At 41.9% G+C, this 24,449-nt stretch carries 16 protein-coding genes; 9 read left to right on the forward strand and 7 right to left on the reverse strand.

Annotation, left to right across the window (positions count from 1 at the left end; genetic code table 11):
• The first annotated feature begins 37 nt into the window (after positions 1-37).
• Together I6J03_RS03045 and I6J03_RS03050 are read left to right on the forward strand one after the other, a co-directional pair.
• Positions 38-1,696: a M28 family metallopeptidase gene (locus tag I6J03_RS03045; RefSeq protein WP_003010486.1), complete on the forward strand. Its 1,659-nt coding sequence runs from the start codon at positions 38-40 to the stop codon at positions 1,694-1,696.
• A gap of 100 nt (positions 1,697-1,796) precedes the next feature.
• Complete coding sequence (locus tag I6J03_RS03050; RefSeq protein WP_002993476.1) at positions 1,797-2,210, forward strand: hypothetical protein; 414 nt, start codon at positions 1,797-1,799, stop codon at positions 2,208-2,210.
• 610 nt (positions 2,211-2,820) lie between these two features.
• Here the strand turns inward: I6J03_RS03050 and I6J03_RS03055 are convergent.
• The gene (locus I6J03_RS03055) at positions 2,821-3,054 is read right to left on the reverse strand and encodes a hypothetical protein (protein ID WP_002993473.1); all 234 of its coding nucleotides are present in this window, start codon (positions 3,052-3,054) and stop codon (positions 2,821-2,823) included.
• 187 nt (positions 3,055-3,241) lie between these two features.
• On the opposite strand from I6J03_RS03055, the gene I6J03_RS03060 reads away from it, so the two are divergent.
• A complete protein-coding gene (locus tag I6J03_RS03060; RefSeq protein ID WP_232279805.1) occupies positions 3,242-3,739 on the forward strand; it encodes a hypothetical protein in 498 nt (165 codons plus the stop codon).
• Here the strand turns inward: I6J03_RS03060 and tamL are convergent.
• Positions 3,736-6,084, reverse strand: a complete 2,349-nt coding sequence (gene tamL, locus I6J03_RS03065; protein WP_003010484.1) for a translocation and assembly module lipoprotein TamL — start codon at positions 6,082-6,084, stop codon at positions 3,736-3,738. The two genes, I6J03_RS03060 and tamL, sit on opposite strands and share 4 nt — an antisense overlap.
• Before the next feature lie 5 nt (positions 6,085-6,089).
• Here tamL and I6J03_RS03070 point away from each other — a divergent pair, with 5 nt between their 5' ends.
• Genes I6J03_RS03070 through I6J03_RS03080 form a run of 3 tightly spaced genes read left to right on the forward strand, consistent with a single transcriptional unit; the run spans position 6,090 to position 9,259 of the window.
• The gene (locus I6J03_RS03070) at positions 6,090-6,839 is read left to right on the forward strand and encodes a TrmH family RNA methyltransferase (RefSeq protein WP_003010483.1); all 750 of its coding nucleotides are present in this window, start codon (positions 6,090-6,092) and stop codon (positions 6,837-6,839) included.
• On the forward strand, positions 6,839-8,029 hold the full coding sequence (locus tag I6J03_RS03075; RefSeq protein WP_003010482.1) for an MFS transporter: 1,191 nt from the start codon (positions 6,839-6,841) through the stop codon (positions 8,027-8,029). The genes I6J03_RS03070 and I6J03_RS03075 overlap by 1 nt, the downstream gene beginning before the upstream one ends.
• Before the next feature lie 39 nt (positions 8,030-8,068).
• The gene (locus I6J03_RS03080; RefSeq protein WP_003010481.1) at positions 8,069-9,259 is read left to right on the forward strand and encodes an AI-2E family transporter; all 1,191 of its coding nucleotides are present in this window, start codon (positions 8,069-8,071) and stop codon (positions 9,257-9,259) included.
• A gap of 33 nt (positions 9,260-9,292) precedes the next feature.
• On the opposite strand, the gene I6J03_RS03085 is transcribed toward I6J03_RS03080, so the two are convergent.
• Together I6J03_RS03085 and dinB are read right to left on the reverse strand one after the other, a co-directional pair.
• Positions 9,293-12,211 carry a DNA polymerase III subunit alpha gene (locus tag I6J03_RS03085; protein WP_003010480.1) on the reverse strand — a complete coding sequence of 973 codons (2,919 nt, stop codon included), beginning with the start codon at positions 12,209-12,211 and terminating at the stop codon, positions 9,293-9,295.
• Positions 12,211-13,392: a DNA polymerase IV gene (gene dinB / locus I6J03_RS03090; protein ID WP_003010479.1), complete on the reverse strand. Its 1,182-nt coding sequence runs from the start codon at positions 13,390-13,392 to the stop codon at positions 12,211-12,213. Before dinB ends, I6J03_RS03085 begins: the two co-directional genes overlap by 1 nt.
• A gap of 258 nt (positions 13,393-13,650) precedes the next feature.
• Between dinB and I6J03_RS03095 the strand changes: the two genes are divergently transcribed.
• Both I6J03_RS03095 and I6J03_RS03100 read left to right on the forward strand, forming a co-directional pair.
• Positions 13,651-14,784 carry a sensor histidine kinase gene (locus I6J03_RS03095; protein ID WP_003010478.1) on the forward strand — a complete coding sequence of 378 codons (1,134 nt, stop codon included), beginning with the start codon at positions 13,651-13,653 and terminating at the stop codon, positions 14,782-14,784.
• Positions 14,774-15,529 (forward strand): LytR/AlgR family response regulator transcription factor, encoded by a 756-nt coding sequence (locus tag I6J03_RS03100; protein WP_003010477.1) that lies wholly within the window; start codon positions 14,774-14,776, stop codon positions 15,527-15,529. Before I6J03_RS03095 ends, I6J03_RS03100 begins: the two co-directional genes overlap by 11 nt.
• 155 nt (positions 15,530-15,684) lie before the next feature.
• Here I6J03_RS03100 and I6J03_RS03105 read toward each other — a convergent pair whose 3' ends face one another.
• The 3 genes from I6J03_RS03105 to I6J03_RS03115 are packed head-to-tail and all read right to left on the reverse strand — an operon-like array spanning position 15,685 to position 21,425.
• Entirely contained in the window at positions 15,685-17,097 is a 1,413-nt protein-coding gene (locus I6J03_RS03105) for an efflux transporter outer membrane subunit (protein ID WP_003010476.1), read from the reverse strand.
• Positions 17,097-20,255, reverse strand: coding sequence for an efflux RND transporter permease subunit (locus I6J03_RS03110; RefSeq protein ID WP_003010474.1), 3,159 nt, complete (start codon positions 20,253-20,255; stop codon positions 17,097-17,099). Before I6J03_RS03110 ends, I6J03_RS03105 begins: the two co-directional genes overlap by 1 nt.
• Before the next feature lie 21 nt (positions 20,256-20,276).
• Positions 20,277-21,425, reverse strand: coding sequence for an efflux RND transporter periplasmic adaptor subunit (locus tag I6J03_RS03115; protein WP_003010471.1), 1,149 nt, complete (start codon positions 21,423-21,425; stop codon positions 20,277-20,279).
• 263 nt (positions 21,426-21,688) lie between these two features.
• On the opposite strand from I6J03_RS03115, the gene I6J03_RS03120 reads away from it, so the two are divergent.
• A complete protein-coding gene (locus I6J03_RS03120) occupies positions 21,689-24,412 on the forward strand; it encodes a DNA gyrase/topoisomerase IV subunit A (protein ID WP_003010468.1) in 2,724 nt (907 codons plus the stop codon).
• Positions 24,413-24,449: the final 37 nt, after the last annotated feature.

A 24,449-nucleotide genomic window follows, 5' to 3' on the forward strand; every position in this document is an offset into this window, starting at 1 on the left:
GATATTTCTTGTATTTTTATTCTTCAAACTACTATTTATGAAAAGAACCGGTTTCCTTTTATTATTTTCTGCTGTGCTATTGTTTTCCTGTAAAAATAAAGAGTCAGAAAACAAATCTGTACATGATACCTCAGGACTTGATTCTGTTGCACTGAATGCTATTTCAGAGAGTAGCTACAAAAAATATGTGGAGGAACTTTCCTCCGATCGTTTTATGGGCCGAAAACCATTTACCAAAGGTGACACACTGGCTGTAAACTATATCCGCGAACAATTTGAACAGCTTGGTCTGGCTCCGGGAAACGGAGACAGCTATTTTCAGGAAGTCCCGATGGTAGAAATCAACAGCACTGCTCCTGCGCAAATGACTTTTACAGGAGCAAAAGGCAGCGTGACTGTAAAAGATCTGGAGGACTATGTTATAGGCAGCCGACAGTTGCAGGAACAAATACAACTTGATCAATCCAGACTGGTCTTTGCAGGATTCGGAATTATTGCACCCGAATACGATTGGAACGACTATGCAGGTCTGGATGTAAAAGGTAAAACAGTTATCGTCATGGTCAATGATCCCGGGCACTATAACAAGACTTTATTTAAAGGTGACACCATGACTTACTACGGTCGCTGGACATACAAATATGAGGAAGCCGCCCGTCAGGGTGCTGCCGGTGTGTTGCTGATACATGATAAAGCCGCAGCAAGCTATGACTGGGACGTTGTCAAATCAAGCTGGAGCGGATCCCAACTGGATCTGGTATCTAAAGATAACGGAGCATCTCACTGTTTATTTGAAGGATGGATCTCTGCCGCGACAACTCAAAAGCTGCTTGCTCTTTCAGGATCAGGACAAGCTGTATTAGAAAAAGCTAAGAAACCGGGATTCAAGCCTGTTGATCTGGGTCTGACCACAAGTCTGACACTTAAAAACAAATTCAGAAAATCTGCATCCAATAATGTGATTGCCCGATTAGAAGGAACTTCACGAAAGGACGAAGTCATTATTTATTCCGCTCACTGGGATCATCTTGGCATTGGGGAAGCCATAGCCGGAGACTCTATTTATAACGGCGCGATTGATAATGCTGCAGGTGTATCCGCTCTTTTTGAAATTGCAAAGGCATTCAAAGCCGCAAAGATTAAACCTGAGCGTACGATTGTATTTATGGCACTGACCGGAGAAGAGCAAGGTCTGCTGGGCTCGGCCTACTATGCTTCCCATCCGGTCTACCCCTTCAAAAAAACTGTAGCAAATCTCAATATGGATGCTTTTAGTCCAATGGGTGCAACAAAAGATGTATCTATTGTGGGCATGGGTCAATCAGAAGTAGAAGACTATGCGGTTCGTTCTGCTGCAAAGTTCGGCCGTGAAGTACATGATTCCGGCAACCCTTCTTCTGGAGGATTTTTCCGTTCGGATCATTTTAGTTTTGTCAAAAAAGGTGTACCGGCCATATTTATGGGAAGTGGAAAGCAATATCTGGAAACAGATTCTGCACTGATCCTCAAACGTACAAAAGCTTTGGCAGGCCGTTATCATAATGTAACTGACCAGGTGGATGAAAACTGGGATTTCGGAGGTATACTGGCAGATATCCGATTATTTTTTGACATCGGCTATACCATGAGTCTGGAAAACTACTTCCCGAAATGGAAAGAAACATCCGAATTTAAAAATATCGGGGCTAAGAGATAGCACAATAATCAACAATTTACCTTTATATGCAGTCAATTAAATTGCACATAAAGGCAAATTTATCTAAGTTTGTGACCGAACATTAAAAAAGAGAACTCATATGCTACACTTACATTCAACATTAGCGATTGTCCTACTACTTGCATTGGTGGTATCGATAATCATTACGTTGGCCAACTTTGCCGGCAACAAGCCTTACAATCGTAAAATTGCGCTGATAGGACTAATTTCTGCTCACTTACAATTAGTTGTAGGTCTAGTACTATTCTTCGTCTTAAAATACCCTTCTATGATCTCCGGAAGCGTGATGAAAGACCCTACTTTGAGATTCAAGATTATCGAACACCCTTTGACTATGATCATCGCTATTGTATTGATCACTATCGGATATTCAAAAGCTAAAAAAATTACAGATGCTAAAAAAGCAAATCAAACGGTATTGATCTTCTTTATCTTAGGTCTTATCTTTATTCTGGCACGTATTCCATGGTCTACATGGTCATTTTTCGTTTAGTCCTGTATATTCCATATATATGAGTGAGGCCTGCATATTTTCATATGCAGGCCTTATTATTTTGATCAGAGATACAGTTGGCGGGGACGCCAACTGACGCTGTGTTTGTTGTTCACAGATGCTACACCTGAAGACCTGCTTTATATGTTGTTTGCATAGAAAACCAAAAATGACGCTATGTTTGTTTCTTACTAATGCTACAACCTGCGGACTTTCTTATGTATGCTGTATAGTGGGGATACCAACTGACGCTGTGCTTGTCTCTTACTGATGCTACAACTTACCGACCTGCTTATGTATGCTGTATAACTAGGATGCATGAACACAGACCTACTTGATATATTGTTTGGACGTAATGCACCAACTGCCCCGGTGTTTCCTACTGACTTGCGTATATTCTGTTTGAGGTAAATGCTACCGAATATATAAGGATATCATATGAAGCCGGGAATGAAACACTGTGCAGAAAGAATGTGACCGGCCTGTGAACATTAATCTGACAAATGGGAATATGTACACATTCTGTTTTCGTGTTGCTAAAAAAATACAGGCACAAAAAAATCCTGTCGGCTGAGCGACAGGATTTTTATATTTAAAGTTTCTTTTTTACTTATTTCTTACTTCCGAATCCTAAGATTGAAAAAACAGTTTTGAAAGCGATAACAGACGCAATGATCAACAAAATGTTTGCGATAGCTGAAAAAAGAAATGAATCCTGAATAAATCTTACAAATACTCCTGCAAGACCAATAACAATAGCAACTGTTAACGTTACATAATATTCTGTACGGTTAGCGTTATTATCTGTCTTTTTTGGCTGTCTTTGCGCTGCTGTATTTTCCATGTTTGTATTTGAATGAATGTTACGGGACAAATGTACAAAGTATAGCAGTAAACAAAAAATTTATTTCCAAAATAGTCAGCATTTTATGCGCTTCCTGAATATGATTTACAAAAATGAATGATTTTATCTATTATTGCAGAGAAATCAAAGTATTATGCAGAGGTACCTGATCATTTGTCTATTATTCGTGTTACCGTTTCTTGCTGTAGCACAACAAAATACTATCGAAAACTTTACGATAAAAGAAAATCTGACACAGAATGGAAAACTGGCTATAGTGGCTCTGGATACAGCCGAACATGCTAACGAGCGTATCAACGGTACATATGCTTTTAGCTTAAACGGACTTAAACAGGACCTTATTTTTCATAATGGTGTAGCTGTAGCGACCAATACAATTGAATCTTCAACTTTTGTATTCTTCAAACATAAAAATCAGGAACATTCGCTGGGCAAGCTATATTATATTTTCAAATCAGACAAAGGGCTGAATCCGATTAAGATAAGAGGGCTGATTCTGCTTGTTGTACCGTGTGTCATCTTACTGATCGCTTATACTTTTCGCCGTTTTCTGGTGACAGCTGTTATTCTGGCTCTGGTATATGTGTTCTTCAACTATTCTCAGGGTCTTAGCATTTCCAATCTTTTGGAGAGTATATTTATGGGGATTAAGAGCTTCTTCTAAAAAGGGAAACCTATCCCGAAATTATATTGCACAAAATTATAACGGTCGGGTGCATGTGTGGAATTGAACGCATCTTTGAATTCTTTTTGATTAAACAGATGCTGGATAACCCATTGCTCGCTGCCCTGAAACTGCGGATCCTTGACTTTGACACCTGCATCGATCCGGATGACAAAGTAGTCGGAGTCAAAACGTAATCCGAAGCCTGAACCGATGGCCATCTGACCTAAGAATTTATTAAATCTGAATTCGCCACCCGGATTTTGTTCGTTCTCTTTCAATCTCCATATATTCCCGAAATCCACAAATGTTGCCCCATTCAGCTTTGCTCCCAAAAGTTTGTTCAATATTCTGAATCTATATTCAGCATTTCCTTCAAGTTTTATCTCCCCCAGCTGATCCAGATTACGCAATCTCAACCGCAGGTCTTCTGTCAGTCCTTCCCTATTGTAATTACCCGGTCCGAGTGTACGTGCCTGCCATGCCCGTATACCATTCATTCCTCCGCTATAAAAGCTCTTTTCGAAAATCAGCAAGCTGGAATTGTTGCCATAAGGAACAGCTATTCCCGGATTAATACGGAATATAAATTGCCGGTTACCACCCAGATGTCTGTAAAGACGGTAATCAAGCTCTATTTTGGCATATTGCAGATACGGTACTTTGAAAAGTGTACGCTGTCCGTCATTCTCCGGAAAGCTAAACAATTTGCTGGCTAACCCCAGGATATTGCCACTCAGGTCTAAGGCTCCGCGGAAATAACTGAAATTCTCGAGCTTAAGTAGTTTTGGGGCATTCAGGGTATAGGAATACTGAGACCCTAAACCAAAGTACTGACGATCATTACTTTGTACATACAACAAAAAACCTTCATCTATCAGTTGCTGTTTGAAAGCTTCATTGAGGCGTCCTACACGATATTCCAATACAACAGGCGTAAAACTATGTTGTTTATTAGCGGTTTCAAACCAGGTGTAGTTCAACGTATTGGTCAGATAGCGGTTGGAATAGGTATTATCCTGATTAAAGATCTGCAGATTGGAAGAGAATGTCGTTCGGGGTAATCCATATTTTCCTATACTGTTGAAAATGCCGAATGGCACCATCAGACGCGGAAAGGACAGATTAGCACCAATCTGAAAGTCATTATTGAATATTTTATTGGCTAATCCTCCTTTGATACGGGGGTCAAACAATACACCATAACGTAATTTTACTTCAAGCTGTTCGGCTCCGCCGAAAATATTCCGGTGCGAGAAAGTATTGGCAATATTAAATCCGCTCATACCGGATCCAAACGTATATTCGCCCTCGATCTGATTTCCCATGATCGGACGGGGAATGAGTTCGTAACTTACATTCAGTTTATTAGAGTCTACCTTTTCATACTGTATCTTGACACTTCTGAATCCATTCATCTCATACAATCTGTCGTAGGACAGATTCTCTTTACTCAAATCATATTTTTCTCCTGAGCGGACAAACATATAGCGCACAATAGGCTTGAGTCTGAAATTGCCTGTCTGATCCTCATAATGGATATTCAAACTTGTATCCACATAGTTTTTGGCTCTTCTTCCTGATATATTGTTCAGATTCCGGATCTTCAATGAGGTCTTATTAATTTCATAAACCGGATGTTCCTGTAGTTGCGGAGGATTTTCGATCGTAATCTTGAGATCTGTCTGGTAATTGCGCAGACCGGAATCAACGCCCACCCGCATATATTGACGGAGGTAGTCATAATAACCCTGATTTTTCATCAGGAGAAACAACTGCTCCCGTTCTGTCAATAGTTTTCCTGCATCGTAGATATCTCCTTCTTTGACAGGAGAACTGCTGCTCAGTCTGGATTCGTAGAGTTCTTTTATCTGTGGATCTTCAAAGGTATAGGTCTTGGTTCTGATTTTATATGGCGTACCGGGCTCTACTTTGAAATCTATATGTGCTCTCTTTCTTGCAATCTTCACTTCTGGTTGTACCTTTGCATTAAAGTATCCTTTAGTCTGCAGGAAGCGTTGTATCTGCTGTCCCGAAAGTTCTACCAGAGCCGAATCCAGAATACTGGGAGCCTCTCCTACATTTTTTATGTCGGCTTTCTTGTATCTGCCGTCTTTGGTATTGAATACATTATAGATAAACAGGTTGACTCTGGAATTTGGTCTTAGTTCACTTGAAATATAAAGTGAGGACTGTTCCTTCAGACTGGCATTTACACCGGAAACACTCACATTTGTCACCAAAGCATGATCGTCTTCCAGGTATTTTGTTGAACGACAGGATGTAAAAATTAACAACAAAAGCGTTATACTTGCAAATGCGAAAAGGGTCGTTTGTTTAATCATTAAAAATGTTATCAAAAGCGCAAATCAGTCTTATTACATCTCTACAGCACAAAAAGTTTCGTAAGCAACATAGCCTTTTTGTCGTAGAAGGAATAAAATCCGTAACCGAGTTTTTATCTTCAGCATATGACGTGCATGCACTGTTTTACACAGCAAATGTGACTACAAAAGTGGTTAAAATACCGCACAATATAAAATCTTATGAACTGACTGATAACGAATTCTCAAAAATCAGCCAACTCAAATCACCTCAGGGGATATTAGCACTGGTCAGGTTGCCGGAGGAAAAAACTCCTGAGCAGCTGGATTTTGCCAATCAGTTTACACTTGTATTGGATGATGTACAGGATCCGGGTAATCTAGGCACCATTATCCGTACTGCTGAATGGTTTGGATTTAAGCATATTGTCTGTTCGGCAGGAACAGTAGATGCCTATAATCCTAAGGTAGTACAAGCGACTATGGGCTCGCTATCCCGTACACAGATTCATTACACCGATCTGGAGTCTTTCATCCGTACAGTCCGTTTACCTGTTTTTGGAGCATTACTGGATGGTACGTCGATCTATGAGACGCGCTGGGGCAAAGAGGGGCTGATTCTTATGGGAAATGAAGGTAACGGCATTAGTGAAAAACTATTAGATCTTATAGACCATGCTGTCACTATACCCCGTACAGGACAGGCTGAATCGCTCAATGTAGCTGTTGCAACCACTATATTTTGCAATGAAATTGCGAGAATGAATTTTATATAATGACGGAGTCTCCTCAAAAATCGATCTACACCCTGCAATTTGCTCTTCTATGCCTTAGTTCTCTGCTCTTTTCGTCGAGTTTTAATATGATTATCCCCGAATTGCCGAATTACCTGAGCAATATGGGCGGAGCAGAATATAAGGGGCTTATTATTGCATTATTTACACTTACGGCGGGTATCTCCAGACCGTTTAGCGGAAAACTCACCGATCGCTGGGGACGGGTGCCCATTATGGCTGTCGGATCTGTGGTTTGTTTTTTCTGTGGTTTTCTGTATCCCGTACTTACCTCTGTTTCCGGATTTTTGATGTTACGGCTCATCCATGGATTTTCCACAGGATTCAAACCTACAGCGACTTCGGCCTATGTAGCTGATATTATTCCGCGTGAACGTTGGGGTGAAGCTTTAGGATTACACGGACTTTGTTTCAGTATTGGGGGTGCCGTTGGTCCTGCAATAGGGAGTGCTATATTTCAATCTTATGGCATCAATACCATGTTTTATAGCTCTTCTGTATTTGCGTTGTTATCCATTGTCATTGTGATCAATATGAAGGAGACGCTGAAGACAAAAGAAAAACTGCATATTTCTATGTTCAAAATATCCCGTTCGGATATTATTGATATCGGTGCTTTACCGGCAGGTATCGTTACTTTTCTGTCTTATTCTGCCTATGGTGTGATTCTGACCCTTATTCCTGACTGGAGTGAACATCTGGGTCTGAGCAATAAAGGTGTTTTCTTTACTGCCTATACGATTACCTCTATTCTGATCCGCTTTGTTTCGGGAAAAGTCTCCGACAGATACGGACGGACTAAAGTTATTATGGTCGGTCTGGTCATTGTAGCACTATCGCTCTATCTGATCAGCGAGGGAGACTCCTTCTTCCGGCTTATGCTTGGGGCGAGTGTATATGGTATCGGTACCGGTATCTTATCTCCGGCAGTAAACGCCTGGACCATTGATCTGAGTCATCCGCAACAACGGGGACGTGCTGTTGCGACCATGTATATTGCACTGGAGGCAGGGATCGGATTAGGTGCATTATGTGCCGGATTTTTCTATCAGGATATCATCTCCAGAATTCCGCAGATCATGCTGGTCAATTCAGGCATCTTATTTGTAGCGCTGGCGTATATGTTTTGGTGGGAAAAATCAAAAAAGATAAAACCTACAGTCCATATATAATGTTATTAGATAACAAAATCACAAATCATACTCATCTATATGGAAGAAAAAAAAACCTCACAACCTTACGCACTGGGTCTGTCGTCAAGTCTCTTTGCACTGGTGCTCATTATTGCACTCATGTATGTCACTCAAAGCGTATTGGTTCCGCTTTTATTTTCTATTATTATTTCCATTACCCTTTTTCCGATTGCTAACTTTTTAGAGAGAAAGCTTCATTTTGTACGTTCTCTTGCGGCTATTGTTTCCGTTATTATAGCGATACTGATCATCGGAGGTCTGATTTGGTTTATTGTTCATGAAAGTATTATTATCGGAAAGGATGCTACCGATATTACGAAAAAAGTCATGTCCGTAGTCGAGAGTTTCCAGTCCTGGGTTGAGGGCCGCTTTGGTGTACAACGCAGTGAGATGGCCGCTCAGTTTCAGGAACAGAGTAACAAAATGCTCAACAATGTCGGAGGTTACTTATCTACAGCATTTGGTTCTATCGGCAGTACACTTGCAGGAATGGTTCTGGTACCCATTTTTATCTTTTTCCTGTTGTATTACCGCGATTTCTTTAAGGAATTTTTCTTTAAAGCCTTTCCAAACACAGAAAATCAGAAAGTACATGGGGTACTCAACAGGATTTACGAAGTGATTCAAAGCTACTTTTTAGGATTGGTCACTGTAATGGGTATAGTGGCGGTGCTGAATACTGCAGGATTAATGATTATGGGAATAGAATACGCCTGGTTTTTCGGATCCTTAGCTTCGTTTCTGATGTTGCTGCCTTATATTGGCATCGCTATCGGATCTATTCTGCCTGCTCTGTTCGCATTGGCAACAAAAGACAGCGCCTGGTATGCAATAGGCGTTATTGCGTGGTTTCAGGTGGTACAGTTTCTGGAAGGAAATATTATCACACCAAATATTGTAGGAGGAAAAGTGAGTATCAATCCGTTGATGGCCATTATTGCTATTCTTATCGGAGGTATGATCTTCGGATTGGCAGGTCTGATCCTGGCATTACCGATGACCGCTGCACTGAAAGTAATATTCGATGCAATCCCTTCTATGCAGGCGATCGGTTTCCTTATCGGAGAACCGGACAAAGGACATCTCAAACGCAACTCAACACAGGAATTGCTTACTAAGTGGGGTATCGTACGTCCGGCAAGACTGAAAAAGAAAAAGGTTGCGGAAACTCCGAAACCTAAAGACGATAAGAATACTGAGAATTTATAGTTTAAATTGCATGGGGCTCAGGCCCCATGCAATTTAAAAACGATAGCCTATTTTTTTCATCCGGCTTACTTCCAGCGAATACACCCCAAACTCTTCAACAACCTTACCGGTCAATTGATAGAATCCGTTACCCAGAAAAGGATAATACTGCAGTGTGACCGGAAAATGTACAGTATCCAGCCAATCGGCATTACAATCCAGAAAAGTTCCGAAAACCATCCGCTCCTTGCGGATCGTCCATGTTTCCTTGATTGTTACAAGGCGGCCTATCATGCTGACTTCTTTACCTAACAAATGAACCAGATCACCTACATTGACTGTATTGGCCAGGTATTTCGGATCCAGCAGATCGAAAAAATCGCCGACGATAAATCCCATTAATTCCAGTTGATCTTTATAATCTTCCATAGGCTCTTCTTCGAATTCGGGCAACTGAAAATCAAGCACAGGAGTTTCAAAAAGGGATACTTCCAGAATTTGCTGCCGGGTAGTCATAAAATTAGCTTCCCACAAAAGGGCTTTTTTATTTTTCCCGGTAAAGCGTAACGCATCAATACGGATCAGCAGATTCAACTGTTCCATACCCGGCGACAACCGGGCAATAAAATCATTCAGATCCCGGTATATACCGTTTTTTCTGCGTTCGGTAATAATGTTATGCGCGAATTTTTCTTCCAATCCCTGTAAATGGATCAATCCTACGTATACGGTATCGTTAACAATGTTGGTATAGTATTGACTGTGATTGATACAAGGGAGCTGTACATGAGCACCCGTCTTGAAAAGTTCCTGAAAATAAAATTCAGTACGGTAAAATCCGCCGAAGTTATTGATCACGGCTACATAAAACTCACGCGGATAATAGGTCTTCAGAAAGAGACTTTGATAACTTTCCACAGCAAAAGATGCACTATGTCCTTTGGCAAAAGAATATCCGCCGAAGCTTTCCATCTGCCGCCACACCTCTCTTGTCACCTGCTCTTCATATCCTCTTTCGCGGCAATTATCAAAAAAGGTCTGCCGCAGTTTCTCGAATTTATTTTCAGAACGGTATTTCCCGCTCATTGCTCTGCGCAGAATATCGGCCTGATCCAGAGAAATACCCGCAAAATGGTGTGCGACTTTGATCACATCTTCCTGGTAAACCATTACGCCGAAAGTCTCTGCCAGCAGTTCTTTCATCTTCGGATGGAGATACAGCACCTTATCCCGGTCATGATAACGTTCTATATACTGTTTCATCATTCCGGACTGCGCTACTCCCGGCCTGATAATGGAACTGGCTGCAACGAGTGTAAGGTAATCGGAGCATTGCAGCTTGCCCAATAGCTGCCTCATTGCCGGACTTTCGATATAAAAACAGCCTATTGTATCTCCTGAACGGATCTTCTCTGCCAGCAAAGGATCCTCAAAAAAGCGTTCCACCTGATGAATATCAATATGTTTTCCGGTATTTTCTTCTATCAGTTGCAAGGCATCTTTGATATGTCCCAATCCTCTCTGGCTTAATATATCGAACTTGAACAATCCGACACGTTCAGCTTCGAACATATCCATATGGATAGTCTGAAAATCTTTGGGCGGAAGTTCTACAGCCGCATAGTGGCAGATGGGTTTTTCGCTGATGAGTACTCCACCGGCATGTACACTCAGGTGGTTGGGAAAGTGTTCGAGCAACTGTCCGTACTTATGTATCCAGCCCTGTATCTTATCTTCTGTACGCCATTCGCGCTGTGCAACGAGCTGATCGATCTCTGCCTTTGGCAATCCGAATACTTTGCCCAGTTCCCGGATAATAGCACGTCGTTTAAAGGTACTGTACATCCCCAGTAGCGATACGTGCTGCCGTCCGTATCTTTTGAACATATAATCAAAGATCGCATCCCGGTCTTTCCAGCTGAAGTCAATATCAAAATCCGGAGGTGAGCTCCGGTCGGGATTGAGAAAGCGCTCAAAATACAGATCCAGTTTGATCGGATCTACATCTGTGATCCGAAGGCAATAAGCGACAATAGAATTGGCTCCACTTCCTCTTCCTACATGATAAAATCCACGCTCGTGTGCATACCGCAGTATATCCCATATGATCAGAAAATAGGCATTAAACCCCTGTTTACCGATCATCTTTAGTTCTTTTTCTACACGTTCGAAAGCCTCCTTATGCTCTGTCCCATAGCGCATGACACAGCCTTCCATCGCCAGCTTGCGCAGCAGATGACGATCGTCTTCTTCGGTAGTTGTAAAATATTTACGGTTCTTATCGGTTTTCAGCTCCATGCTGATATGACAGCTATCTGCGACCTGTATGGTTCGCGAAATCACTGTTGGAAAGCGGGCAAACTGACGAACCAATTCTACTTCAGACAGTAGCATTTCATCGCTTCCTGCGATATCTTCAGGAAGAAGCTTGGAGAGCAGCGTGTTGCGGGCTATTGCACGCAACAGGCGATGTAAGTTAAAGTAAGTTCTGTCCTGGAATGTTACCGGGCTCAGCATCACGAAACGGTCTGCAGCAAGCTCCTGCTGCAGTTCCAGCCGGTTCAGATCCTGCGGACGCAGGCCAATCAACTCCCCTTCCCGGAGTGCACTGACAGATTTCTGTCCGTACCGGTAAATAATCCAGAGATGTTCGGTTGACAGTTCGGGTTCTGCCGGGAAGTTTTCCTTACGCTGATTGTATGCAGACAAAAACTCGTTGATCTGGAAAAAACCTGTTTCATTGCGCGCTAATAGGATATAACAGAACACATGGTCGTTGCGGATTTCTGTCCCCAGAATCGGCTTGATTCCCTGCTCTCTGCATTTTAACACAAAATCCCAGCTATCTGCTGTGTTATTGATATTCGTCAGTGCAAGTGTGTGTATATCCAGTGCCTTGGCATCTTCTACCAGTTGTTTGGAAGAAAAAGTACCGTAATGGTAGCTAAACCAGGTTTTACAATTTAAATACATTAATTTCTTTCTTTTTCCGGTGGTTTGGGAACTGATATTGCCCTTTTGACAACTGCATCTCCGTAACGTTGCCGGATATAATCCATCGCCTGATAAAGCCGCACACTCTCTACCGTATCTTCAAACAAATCAATCTGATACTGTCCCTGTACCAGATGGCTGAAACGTACGCCAAGCAGCCGCACCAATAGCCGCTTGTCGTACAGTTTCGCAAAAAGTTCTTTGGCCTTGGATAGCAATACGGCATCCGAAGCAGTATATGGAATAACCATTTGTTTACTCACTGTGTCAAAATTGGAGTAACGCAGTTTAATGGTAATGCAACCCGTAAGACGGCGATGCTGTCGCAACTGAAAGGTCATTCTTTCGGTCATACGGATGAGTTCGCTCTTCAGATAATAAATATCAATGGTATCCTGTTCAAAAGTCTCTTCGGTCCCTATACTTTTTTGTTCAGAATAAGGGACTATGGGCGTAAAATCTATTCCATTAGCTTTACGGGAGAGATCGACACCATTCTTACCCAGAAGATTCTGCATCATGGGAACAGGAATTTCACTCAATACCTTGATGGTACGAACGCCCATCTGATGCAATAATCCGGAAGTTTTGTTACCTATACCGGGCATTCGTTCTATCCGAAGCGGGGCGAGGTAATCTTTTTCAAGTCCATGTTCTACTTCCCGCTTTCCGTCAGGTTTGGCATCTTCCGTTGCGACCTTGGAAATGAGCTTATTGGAAGCTAAAGCATAACTGATTGGCAGACCGACTTCTTTTCGCACCTTCTGTTTGAGCTCTGCCATAAACTGACTGCAACCAAAAAAACGATCTACTCCGGTGAGATCTGCATAAAATTCGTCTATGCTGGCCTTTTCCATAACCGGTACATACTCACGTACGACATCGGTCACCATCCTGGAATAATAGCTGTAACTGTCCATATCTCCACGGATCACAATGGCCTGGGGACAGAGGCGCAGGGCAAGTTTCATAGGCATAGCACTGTGAACACCGTATAACCGCGTCTCATAACTGCATGCTGATACGACAGCACGATCACTCATTCCCCCGACAATCAAGGGTTTGCCCACAAATTGCGTATTCTTCAACCGTTCTACACTCACAAAAAATGTATCCAGATCAAGATGCGCCACAAAACGCTTATCTCCCTGCCAAATCATAAGTAGTTTCAAAAACAATCAAAATTACTAATATTTTTAGTATAAAAACTAATATTTTTAGATTTTTAATCGAATTAAGCATTTAATTGTTCAAACCGGTCAAAAGATTATACTCCGTTTCATCGGCTGTTTATTCCTTTTCAGAAATGATTTTTGAGGGTTTAGTTAAAAAACATGTGCTATTCAAAGAATAAACCTCAATTTTGTATTTTACAATATATACACAGTATTGACCATACAATAATCTTTTCAAGTTTGATGGAATACAATAAAGAGGTGATCATTACAGAAAAAAAACTTTCTACAAATAAGGTCAAAAGAATCTTATTAGTGGTCTTTGCCTTCCTCTTGTTTTATCTGGTTTCTTTCCTTATAGATCCCTACGGCGAATTCTGGCAGGAATATTTTCAACGGGGTATATTTGAAATCATTGAAGAGTTAGTTATTTCCTTTATCTTTTGCTTTCTGATCTCGGAATCCAGCATATTTATTCATTCCCGTCTGAACAAATATGTCCCCTGGACAAAAAATAAAATAAAAAGACTGGTACTGGAACTCAGTCTCAATTTTTTTGTCGTACTGATCCTCATTGTTCTGAATTCTGTATGTTATTATCTGATCTATGATGACCCGGCCTACTCTCAGTCCGAACCGTCTATAGAGGAAATCCGCAACCTGCTGCAGTTTATTATTGTCAGTATGATTATTTCATTTATGATTATCTCGATCAATACGGGAAGTTACCTGATCAATAACTGGGTAAATACAGAGACACAGGTCGCAAATCATAAATTGCGTACAGCAGAATGGAAACAGGCCTCTGTAGAGGCTGAACTTAATGCCCTGAAACTACAACTAAATCCGCATTTTATCTTCAATAATCTGAGCGTACTCTCTGAACTTATCCTCGAAGATCAGCAACTCGGCTATGCTTATTCAGAGAGTTTTTCCAAGGTATATCGCTTCCTGCTGGTCAATTCCAAAAAGAATATGATCCTTCTGGAAGAAGAGCTGAAATTCCTGAACTCTTATATTTTTCTGATTAAACACCGGATCGGACAAGGCGTGCATTTTGAAATCGATGTACAGGAAGAGAGTAAAAATATGTATATCCCTCCGCTGACCCTCCAGTTGCTTATAGAAAATGCACTCAAGCATAATAAAACGGATCGGAAAAATCCGCTCAGAATAACAATCCGTACCAGTACACAGCATATTTTAACAGTAGAAAACACTTTATCACTGATAGAGAAACCTGAAGGTTATTCTACAGGTATCGGACTGACTAATATTATCAGCCGTTTTAATCTTCTGTCCAAACAGCCTCCCGAAATTGTGACGAGTACGGACTCATTTAAAGTAATTATTCATTTGATGGAATATGACCGATAAGATAGTAATAGTCGAAGACGAAAAGCTCAATGCAGATCGCCTTAAGCGTTTGATCCACACCATACGGCCCAATGCCTGCGTATTGGCTGTATTGGACAGTGTCAGTGATGCAGTAGTCTGGTTTTCTAAAAACGGAATGCCGGATCTGGTGATGATGGATATCCGGCTGTCTGACGGCGTGAGCTTTGATATTTTCGAACAAGTGAAGATCGATTGCTTCATTATTTTTACTACAGCTTATGACGAATATGCTGTTCAGGCTTTCAAATATAACAGCGTAGATTACCTGCTCAAACCAATCGAACAGGAGGAACTCGAAGTAGCCTTCAGAAAAGCAGAAATGTATAATTCCATCAATACCAACCATCGTTCGATAGAGCGCTTATTGCATTATATCCAGCCAAAAGAATACCGAACAAGGTTTTTACTTCCCTTCAGAGACGGTTACAAAACAGTCCTGGTGAGTGAAGTCAAATGTATCTATGTAGAACTGAAAGCGATCAAGGCCCGTCTCAAGAACGGAACAGATATCTTACTCTCACAGAGTATGGAAGAACTGGAACAACAGCTTGATCCCCGCATATTTTTCAGAGCTAACCGTCAGTTTATTATCCATATTGATGCCGTACAGCAAGTGGTCAATTACTTCAACGGTAAACTTAAAGTGATATTAAACGGTATCGATCTACAGATCATCGTGAGCAGGGAAAAGGCTATTGTACTCAAAGAATGGCTTGATTCTTAATCGCGGAAATGTCCCGAAAAATGAGGATTGTTTCTTTGTATTGCGCTCAGGAGATTGCCTGCACAACACCTATGCATTCCTTAAGGCATTGAGCGCTATATAAATAAGACCGGCTCCGAAAAAGAGCCGATCACTAATATAAACACCCACTAAATTTATTTTGTACCGCCACCGAGCGCTCTGTAAAGCTCTGTCACGGCGTCATATTTCTCTTTCTGTATATTGATTGCTTCCAGATCATTCTCCAAGGAATTATTCTGTGCTGTAATGACTTCCAGGTAGGTTGCCATACCACTTTTATATAGCAGCATTGCATCGTTTACAGCCTTTTCCAGCGAGGCTTTCCGTTGTTTCACCAGACCGATACGTTCGCTTGTGTACTGCGTTTTGGCCATAGCATCTGATACTTCAGCCACAGCATTCATGACGGACTGGCGAAATTGTTCGGCTGTTTTCTGCTGTTCTATTTTTGCCTGTTCGTAGTTTGTCTGGAGTTCTTTTTTCTGAAATATAGGCTGCGTAATATTTCCGGCAATGTTTTTCACTAATGATCCGGGAAGATCAAACCAGTTATTAAACTTGAATGAGTTGGCTCCGACAGAAGGTGTGAGGCTGATGGAGGGATACATCGCCACTTTGCTCAGTCCGACATTGGCATTTGCGACTACGACGGCATATTCAGCTACTTTCAGATCAGGTCTTCTGCTTAACAGCAGTGCAGGCACTCCTACCGGGAAATTCTCTTCGAAGCTGTATGTTTCCAAACCTGCTGAACGACCAATCCGGTCCGGATATGCTCCGCACAGAATACTCAGCGCATTTTCCTGTATGGCGATATTCTGTTTGGCTAATGGCACCAGTAACTCGGCAGTCTTTTTCTGTGCCTCGGCCTGTTCTACTCCTAAAGAATTGACCTGTGCGGACTGAAACTGAAGTCTGATCATCTGCAACGTCTCATCACTGAGCTTAATATTATTTGCCGCAATTTTCAACTGCTCATCTAAAGTGATCAGATTGTAGTAAGCTTGTGCGACTTGCACGATAATACGGGTTTTCAGTGCAGTCAGGTTTTCCTGCTGCATAAGATAATTTGCTCTGGCAGCTTCTTTCTGCATACGTACTTTGCCCCAGATATCTGCTTCCCATGATGCCGTAAGTGTTGCAGAAAAATCATCCATGTATTTTTCTCCTGTAAACTGTTCGCTCAAAGATCCGTTCAGGGAATTCCTGGACTGATAGACGCGGGATGCTCCTACGGCAAGATTAAGTGTTGGCAATAATCCCCGTTTAGCCTGCTTATAGGATAAATCCAGCTGCTGCAGATTAAGCATTGCAACTGAAATATCTTTATTCTTTTCCAATGCCTGCTCTATCAATATGACCAGATCAGGATCTTTAAAAAAAGTCTTCCACGGCAACAGCACAGTATCTCCGGTCACCTGTACCTGCTCTCTGTAATTTTCCGGTGTAGCCAGATCCGGACGACTGTATGGTTTGCCAACCGCACAGGAAGACAGCAATACTGCTGTTCCTATGCACATGGCAATATGATTGATGATTGATCTCATTACTCTATATTTTGTACTTGTTGATGTGTTTTATTTTTTCCTGAAACTTTTTCCTGCAGATATTGAAACAGCATATACAATAAGGGTATCACGAATACTCCGAAAATAACTCCTGTCAGCATTCCTATAGCTGCACCTGTACTGATGGATCGGTTACCCATTGCCGAACCTCCGGTGGCTACCATCAGCGGAATCATTCCCACGATAAAGGCCAGCGATGTCATGATAATAGGTCTCAACCTGGATCGCGCTCCGTCTATAGCAGAGTCTTTGATAGAAGATCCCGCAGCTCTCCTTTGTACAGCAAATTCGACGATAAGAATAGCATTCTTGGCAAGAAGTCCGACTAACATAATCAGCCCCACCTGTACATAGATATTGTTATCCAGTCCGATAGCCTTTATGGAAGCAAATGCACCTATAATACCTGTAGGTATGGATAGCAGCACAGACAATGGCAAAAGATAACTTTCATATTGTGCAGCCAACAGGAAATATACAAACAGCAGACAGAGGGTCAGGATAATGACAGTTTGATTGCCTGCAGATTTCTCTTCCAGACTCAGACCTGTCCACTCATATCCATAGTCAGAAGGCAGCTTACCGAGTACATTCTTTTCCAGATTGTCCATTACTTGTCCGCTACTCACTCCCGGTACAGGAACGACACTAATGGTCAGTGCATTAAATAGATTATATCTGGATAAAGATTCCGGGCCATATACTTTTTTGAGTGCGACCATCGCTTTCACCGGAACCATCTGATTCTGGTCATTACGTACAAATATTTCATTGAAGGCATCTTCGTCCATTCTGAATATGCCATCTGCTTTTACATTGACTCTATAGAATTTACCGAATCTTGTAAAATTCAGGGATTGATCGCCAGCAAAATAAGATTGTATCGTACTCATCATACTATTGATCTGTACGCCCATCTGTTGTGCCTTATCTTCATCAACTTCTATTTCCAATTGTGGAAAATCAGCTCTGAATGTAGTGTAAGCATACTGAATACCGGGTTGTTGCATAATCTCTCCCATCACCTGATCGGCCATCTTCTTGAGGGCTTCCGGAGATTTACCGGCTTTGTCCTGCAAAACAATTTCTGCACCTCCGGTAACACCGTAACCGTCAACCGGCGGACTTCTGAAAGCCATTACTGTACCTTCTTTGATGGCGGCAAATTGTCCTGACAGGATTCCCATGATTTCATCTATATCCTGTACTTTACCCCGTTCTTTCTTGGGCTTCAGTTTGATAAATCCCATGGCATATGCGGGACTGGCACTGTTGGACAGAATATTAAATCCGGTAATCGTCGAACTTGTCTCGACAGATTCTGTTTTTTCCAGAATGGCATCTATTCTTTCAGCTGTCGCTGTGGTTCTGTCCAAAGCGGTTCCGGGAGGCATACTTAAATTGTAGATGATAAATCCATCGTCTTCCATCGGCACAAAACTTTTGGGTGTACTCATCATTAACCATCCTGCTACCCCGGTGATAAGCAAAATAAACCCTGCACCTATCCATTTTTTTGCGGTCAGGAATTTCAGACCTTTTATATATTTCCCGGTAAGGTTGTCAAATCCGGCATTAAATGCTGTAAAGAATCTTTTTTTGAATCCTGCTTTTGCAGCTGGCCCCGTATGCCCTGCGGCATGATTATTTTTCAATAATAAGGCACATAAGGCTGGTGTCAGTGTCAATGCATTGACTGCTGAAATAATAATTGCGATTGCTAATGTATATGCAAACTGCTTATAAAATATCCCGGATGAACCGGTCATAAATCCAATCGGAATAAAAACCGCAGACATGACAAGTGTAATCGAGATAACAGCACCTGTAATCTCACCCATTGCACTGTGTGTAGCCTCTTTACCGGTCAGATTAGTTCCTTCCATCTTACTGTGTACTGCTTCGACCACCACAATCGCATCATCGACAACGATACCAATAGCGAGCACCAGAGCAAAGAGGGTCAGTACATTGATCGTAAAACCAAATACAAGAAGGAAAAAGAATGTACCTACAATGGCGACCGGTACGGCAATAGCCGGAATAATAGTAGATCTGAAGTCCTGAAGAAAGAGAAATACGACAATAAATACCAATATAAAAGCTTCGATCAGTGTTGACTTGACCTGTCCTGTAGCTTCATCCAGCCGTTCTTTGGTACTCATCAGATTGACATATTTCACTCCCGGAGGAAATGTTTTCGAAGCGTCGGTAAGCACATCTCTTACCCCTATTTCTATATCATTGGCATTGGATCCGGTCGTCTGCAGAATAGCTACCGTCACAGCATTCTTGCCATTAGACGTGGAATTTCCGCTGTAATTGATCGACCCGAATTCTATACGTGCCACATCTCTGAGCCTCACAAGCTCTGTCCCGTTTCTTTTGACAATAATATTCTCGTATTCTTCCGTCTGGTTCTTTTTACCTTTGTAGCGCATTACATATTCCAAGGCAGCATCTGACTCTTCCCCCAATTTTCCGGGAGCAGCTTCTATACTCTGGCTGGAAATCGCCTGATTGATATCCGCAGGGATCAATGCGTAAGTCGCCATTTTTTGCGGATTCAGCCATACTCGCATAGAATAGTCCTTGATTCCAAATACCTGTGCCTGTCCTACCCCCGGTACCCGCTTGATCTGCGGAAGGACGTTGATATTGACATAATTTTGCAAAAAGAGTTCATCGTATTTACTGTTATCTTCAGTATATACGTTGAAGATCATGATCATACTGTTTTGCTGTTTGGAAGTGGTCAGTCCCATACGGATCACTTCTTCAGGAAGTATAGGGGTAGCCTGCTGTACCCTGTTCTGTACATTCACCGCTGCCTGGTCAGCATTAACACCTTGTTTGAAAATAATAGAAATGGAAAATGATCCGTCATTACTGGCACTGGACTTAATGTATTCCATATTCTCAACTCCATTGATCTGTTCTTCCAATGGAGTCACTACCGAACGGATCACAGCCTCACTGTTTCCGCCTGGATAGCTTCCCGACACCATAACGGTAGGTGGAGAAATATCCGGAAAACGGGTAACGGGCAGTCTTAATAAACCTATAATACCGAGTATCAATAGTACCACGGAAATGACGGTGGCCATTACCGGCCTGTCTATGATCTTTTTTAACATGATTACTTTTTGAAATAAATATTAATGAGCCAACGAGTCTGCTGCAACAGTAACAGGAGCTACTTTAACTCCTTCGGCAAGCATATCTATACGATTGACCGCTATTTTATCACCAGGTTTTACTCCGGATCTGACAATATAATTTTGTCCTGAACGACCGGAAATCTCAATAGGTCTCATAGCTACTTTACTGCTATCTGTAAGTGCAAACACAAAAAATCTATCCTGTATATCTTTTACACTTGCCATAGGTATACTTATCGCTTCGTCTATCTTTCGGGTAAGAATGATTCTTCCTGCTCCACCCGAACGCAACACTCTGTCCGGATTGGGGAATACGGCTTTCAGCGCAATGGAGCCTGTAGCACGATCTATATTACCACTGGCCACCTCTACTCTGCCTTTGTGTCCGTATACTGTACCGTCGGCCATGACGATTTCCACGGTATTCATGCCTTCGTCCTTCTTTCTGGCTTTGGTAAAATCAATAAATTCGGCTTCACTCAATGAGAAGTATACAAATACATTATTGATTTCAGACAAGGTCGTCAACGGAGAAGCATCTGCAGGTGTCACCAGATTACCGACTCTGTTTGGAATTCTTCCGATATAGCCACTCACGGGTGCTTTGATAACTGCAAAGTCAGCATTTATACGGGATGATCCCAATGCCGATCTGGCCTGTGCGACCTGCGCAGTCGCGGCATCATACTGCGCCTGTACGGTCTGAAGCTGTAATTCGGAAACAACTTTTCCCTGTACCAGAGGTCTGATTTTATCGAGTTCGATCCGGGCATTCGCCTGTGCAGCGATGGCTGCCTTCAGGGATGCCTCACTGTTATTGACCTGCTCAATGAATACATCGCCTTTTATTTTGAATAAAGCCTGTCCTTTATTGACATAGTCTCCTTCCTGCACAAAAATAGTTTCCAGATAACCGGAAACCTGTGCTCTCACATCCACATTAACAGTTCCTTCAATAGTGCCGGGATAGGTCTTTATAAGGTTTGTCGTTCCTGTTTCTAATGTGATAAAATCTGCATCTACAGCTTGCTCGCTATAATTTCCCTCCTGCTGATTACCTGTACAAGAGCCTAATAAAAAAACAAGAGCAACGATCGGGATCAAACGATTAAAAGTGCTTCTGAAAATAAATTCCTGCTTTACCATTGTGATATCATTAAAATTTTTCAATCACAAAGAACCGGAGTTAAGACCTATAATAAATGGAGTAAATTACTGAACCGTAGAAAATCGTATCTGAAACGAATACATTGATTTCTGAATCAGGAAGGGCTTTCCAGACCCGTCATTTTTATTTTGTACGGCTAGTGGCACGAAGCGTTGGGAGAATCCAAAATCGTTTTGTATTTTTACCGGGATTGAGAAATCAGACCCATACAAATAAGTCTAACGATATTAGTGTACCGTAAATGAGCGACGAAACGAATTACAACAACGATAATCCGGAAGAACTTACACCCCAAGAAAACGAACAGACGAGTAATACGATTCCTATTACCGGTTTATATGAAAACTGGTTTTTGGATTATGCTTCTTATGTGATCCTGGATCGTGCGGTTCCCCATATTAATGACGGCTTCAAGCCTGTACAGCGACGAATCCTTCACTCGCTGAAAGAGATGGATGACGGACGGTATAATAAGGCGGCGAATGTCATAGGTAATACGATGAAGTACCACCCTCACGGTGATGCTTCTATCGGTGATGCTATGGTGCAACTGGGTCAGAAAAATTTGCTGATCGACTGTCAGGGTAACTGGGGTGATCCGACTACAGGCGATTCGGCAGCCGCTCCGCGTTATATCGAAGGAAGGTTATCGAAATTTGCGCTTGAAGTCGCCTTCAATCCTGAAACTACGGAATGGCAGCTCAGCTATGACGGTCGTAACAAAGAACCGGTCACATTACCGGTCAAATTTCCATTGCTGCTGGCACAGGGAGCCGAAGGTATTGCTGTAGGTCTGGCAACCAAGATCATGCCGCACAACTTCAACGAGCTGATCGATGGTTCTATTCAGGTACTCAACGGGGAACGCCCTAATATATTACCGGATTTCCTTACTGGAGGTATGGCAGATTGTTCGGCTTATAATGAGGGAATGCGTGGAGGTAAAATACGTGTACGTGCCAAAATTGAGGAACGTGACAAAAAAACTCTTGCTATCACGGAGATCCCGTTTGGGACGACTACCGGAGGACTTATTGAAAGTGTGGTAGCCGCCAATGACAAAGGAAAGATCAAGATTAAAAAAATCGAAGATAATACAGCCGAAAATGTAGAGATCATTGTTCACCTTGCTCCCGGAATCTCTCCGGACGTGACCATAGACGCACTATATGCCTTTACAGCCTGCGAAGTTTCGATCTCTCCCAACACATGTGTCATCAAAAACGACAGACCTCATTTTATGAGTGTCAACGATGTACTCATTGAAAACACAAAAAACACAAAAAACCTGTTGAAACAGGAGCTGGAGATTAAGCTGCATGATCTGCATGAAAAGATTTTCTTCAGCACCTTATTGAAAATATTTATTCAGGAGGGCATGTACAAGCATCCTGATTACGAAAACTCCGGTGACTTTGACACCGTTGTTCAGGTATTGAATGAACTGTTTACTCCATTTTTTGAACTCTTCTACCGTCCTATAGAACCGGAAGATTATAAGCGTCTGATCGATAAACCTATGAGTAGCATCACCCGATTTGATGTGAAAAAAGCGGACGAACAGATGGCAGCGCTGGAAGAAGAAATCAAGAATGTAAAACGGAATCTTCGACAACTGACAGAATATGCCATAGCCTGGTTCGAAAGACTGCGTGATAAATATGGTAAGGGGCGTGAGCGCCGTACCGAACTCCGTGCTTTTGATAAAGTAGAAGCGACACAGGTAGCATTGGCAAATGCTAAATTGTACGTCAACCGTGAAGAAGGATTTATCGGTACAGGCATGAAAAAAGATGAATTCGTAAGTGACTGTTCCGATATAGATGATATCATCGTATTCCGGGGAGATGGCAAATATGTTGTCACCAAAATTCAGGACAAGGTTTTTGTCGGTAAAGATATTATTCACGTGGCGGTCTTCAAAAAAGGAGATGAACGCACGATCTATAATGCGGTATACAAAGAAGGTGGCACAGGTACCAGCTATGTCAAACGATTTGCAGTAGTGGGCGTGACACGTGACAAGGAATATGATGTATCTAAGGGATCGAAAGGATCAAAAATATTATATTTCACTGCCAATCCAAACGGGGAAGCTGAAGTGATCAATGTACAGTTAAAACCACACTCCAAGCTTCGTAAGCTGACATTTGATCTGGATCTTGCCGAAATTGCCATCAAAGGAAGAGCATCTCAGGGAAATATTGTATCAAAATATCCGGTCAAAAAGATTACCTTCAAAAGCGCGGGTGTATCTACACTGGCAGGACGTAAAATCTGGTATGATGAAATCCTTAAACGTCTGAATGTAGATGAAAGAGGTAAATATCTGGGTGAGTTTGACGGAGATGACAAAATACTGATTATACTTTCAGACGGTTCATATGAACTGTCAAACTTTGATCTGAGTAATCACTTTGATGAGAAGATGATCCGTATTGAGAAATTTTATCCGGATCATGTGTATTCTGCGATTCATCAGGACGGCAAAAGTGGAACTACTTATGTAAAACGTTTTACATTCGATGACCTTCCGGTAGGCAAACGCATGACGCTGATCAATGACGAGCCGGGATCTAAACTGATCGTATTGACCAATGCTGCTGTACCGGTTGTCAAACTGGAGCTCCTCAAAGGAAAATCGCAGACAGAAGAAGTACTGGAACAATCTCTTACCGAGATTATCGATGTAAAAGGTATCAAAGCTCAGGGCAACAGATTGTCCTTCCACAACATCAGAAAAATTGAGCTGATTACACCGGAAGAGGATCTGACTTTAATAAAAGAAAAAGCAGCAAACGAGTCTGTTTCGGAAACAACGGAAGAAGGTATAAAATCAGATGAATCCGGAAATGTTGAGGCATCAGACGATAAAGGAAGGTCTGCAGATTCCGGAATCAAACTGGAGATTACGAATCCGGATGATATACAGATAGATGATAAGGGACAGATGGGATTATTTTAATCTGTACAGCTTTTCTAAAACGAGATAAAAAAAGTAA

Source organism: Sphingobacterium spiritivorum (assembly GCF_016724845.1).
GTDB lineage: Bacteria > Bacteroidota > Bacteroidia > Sphingobacteriales > Sphingobacteriaceae > Sphingobacterium > Sphingobacterium spiritivorum_A.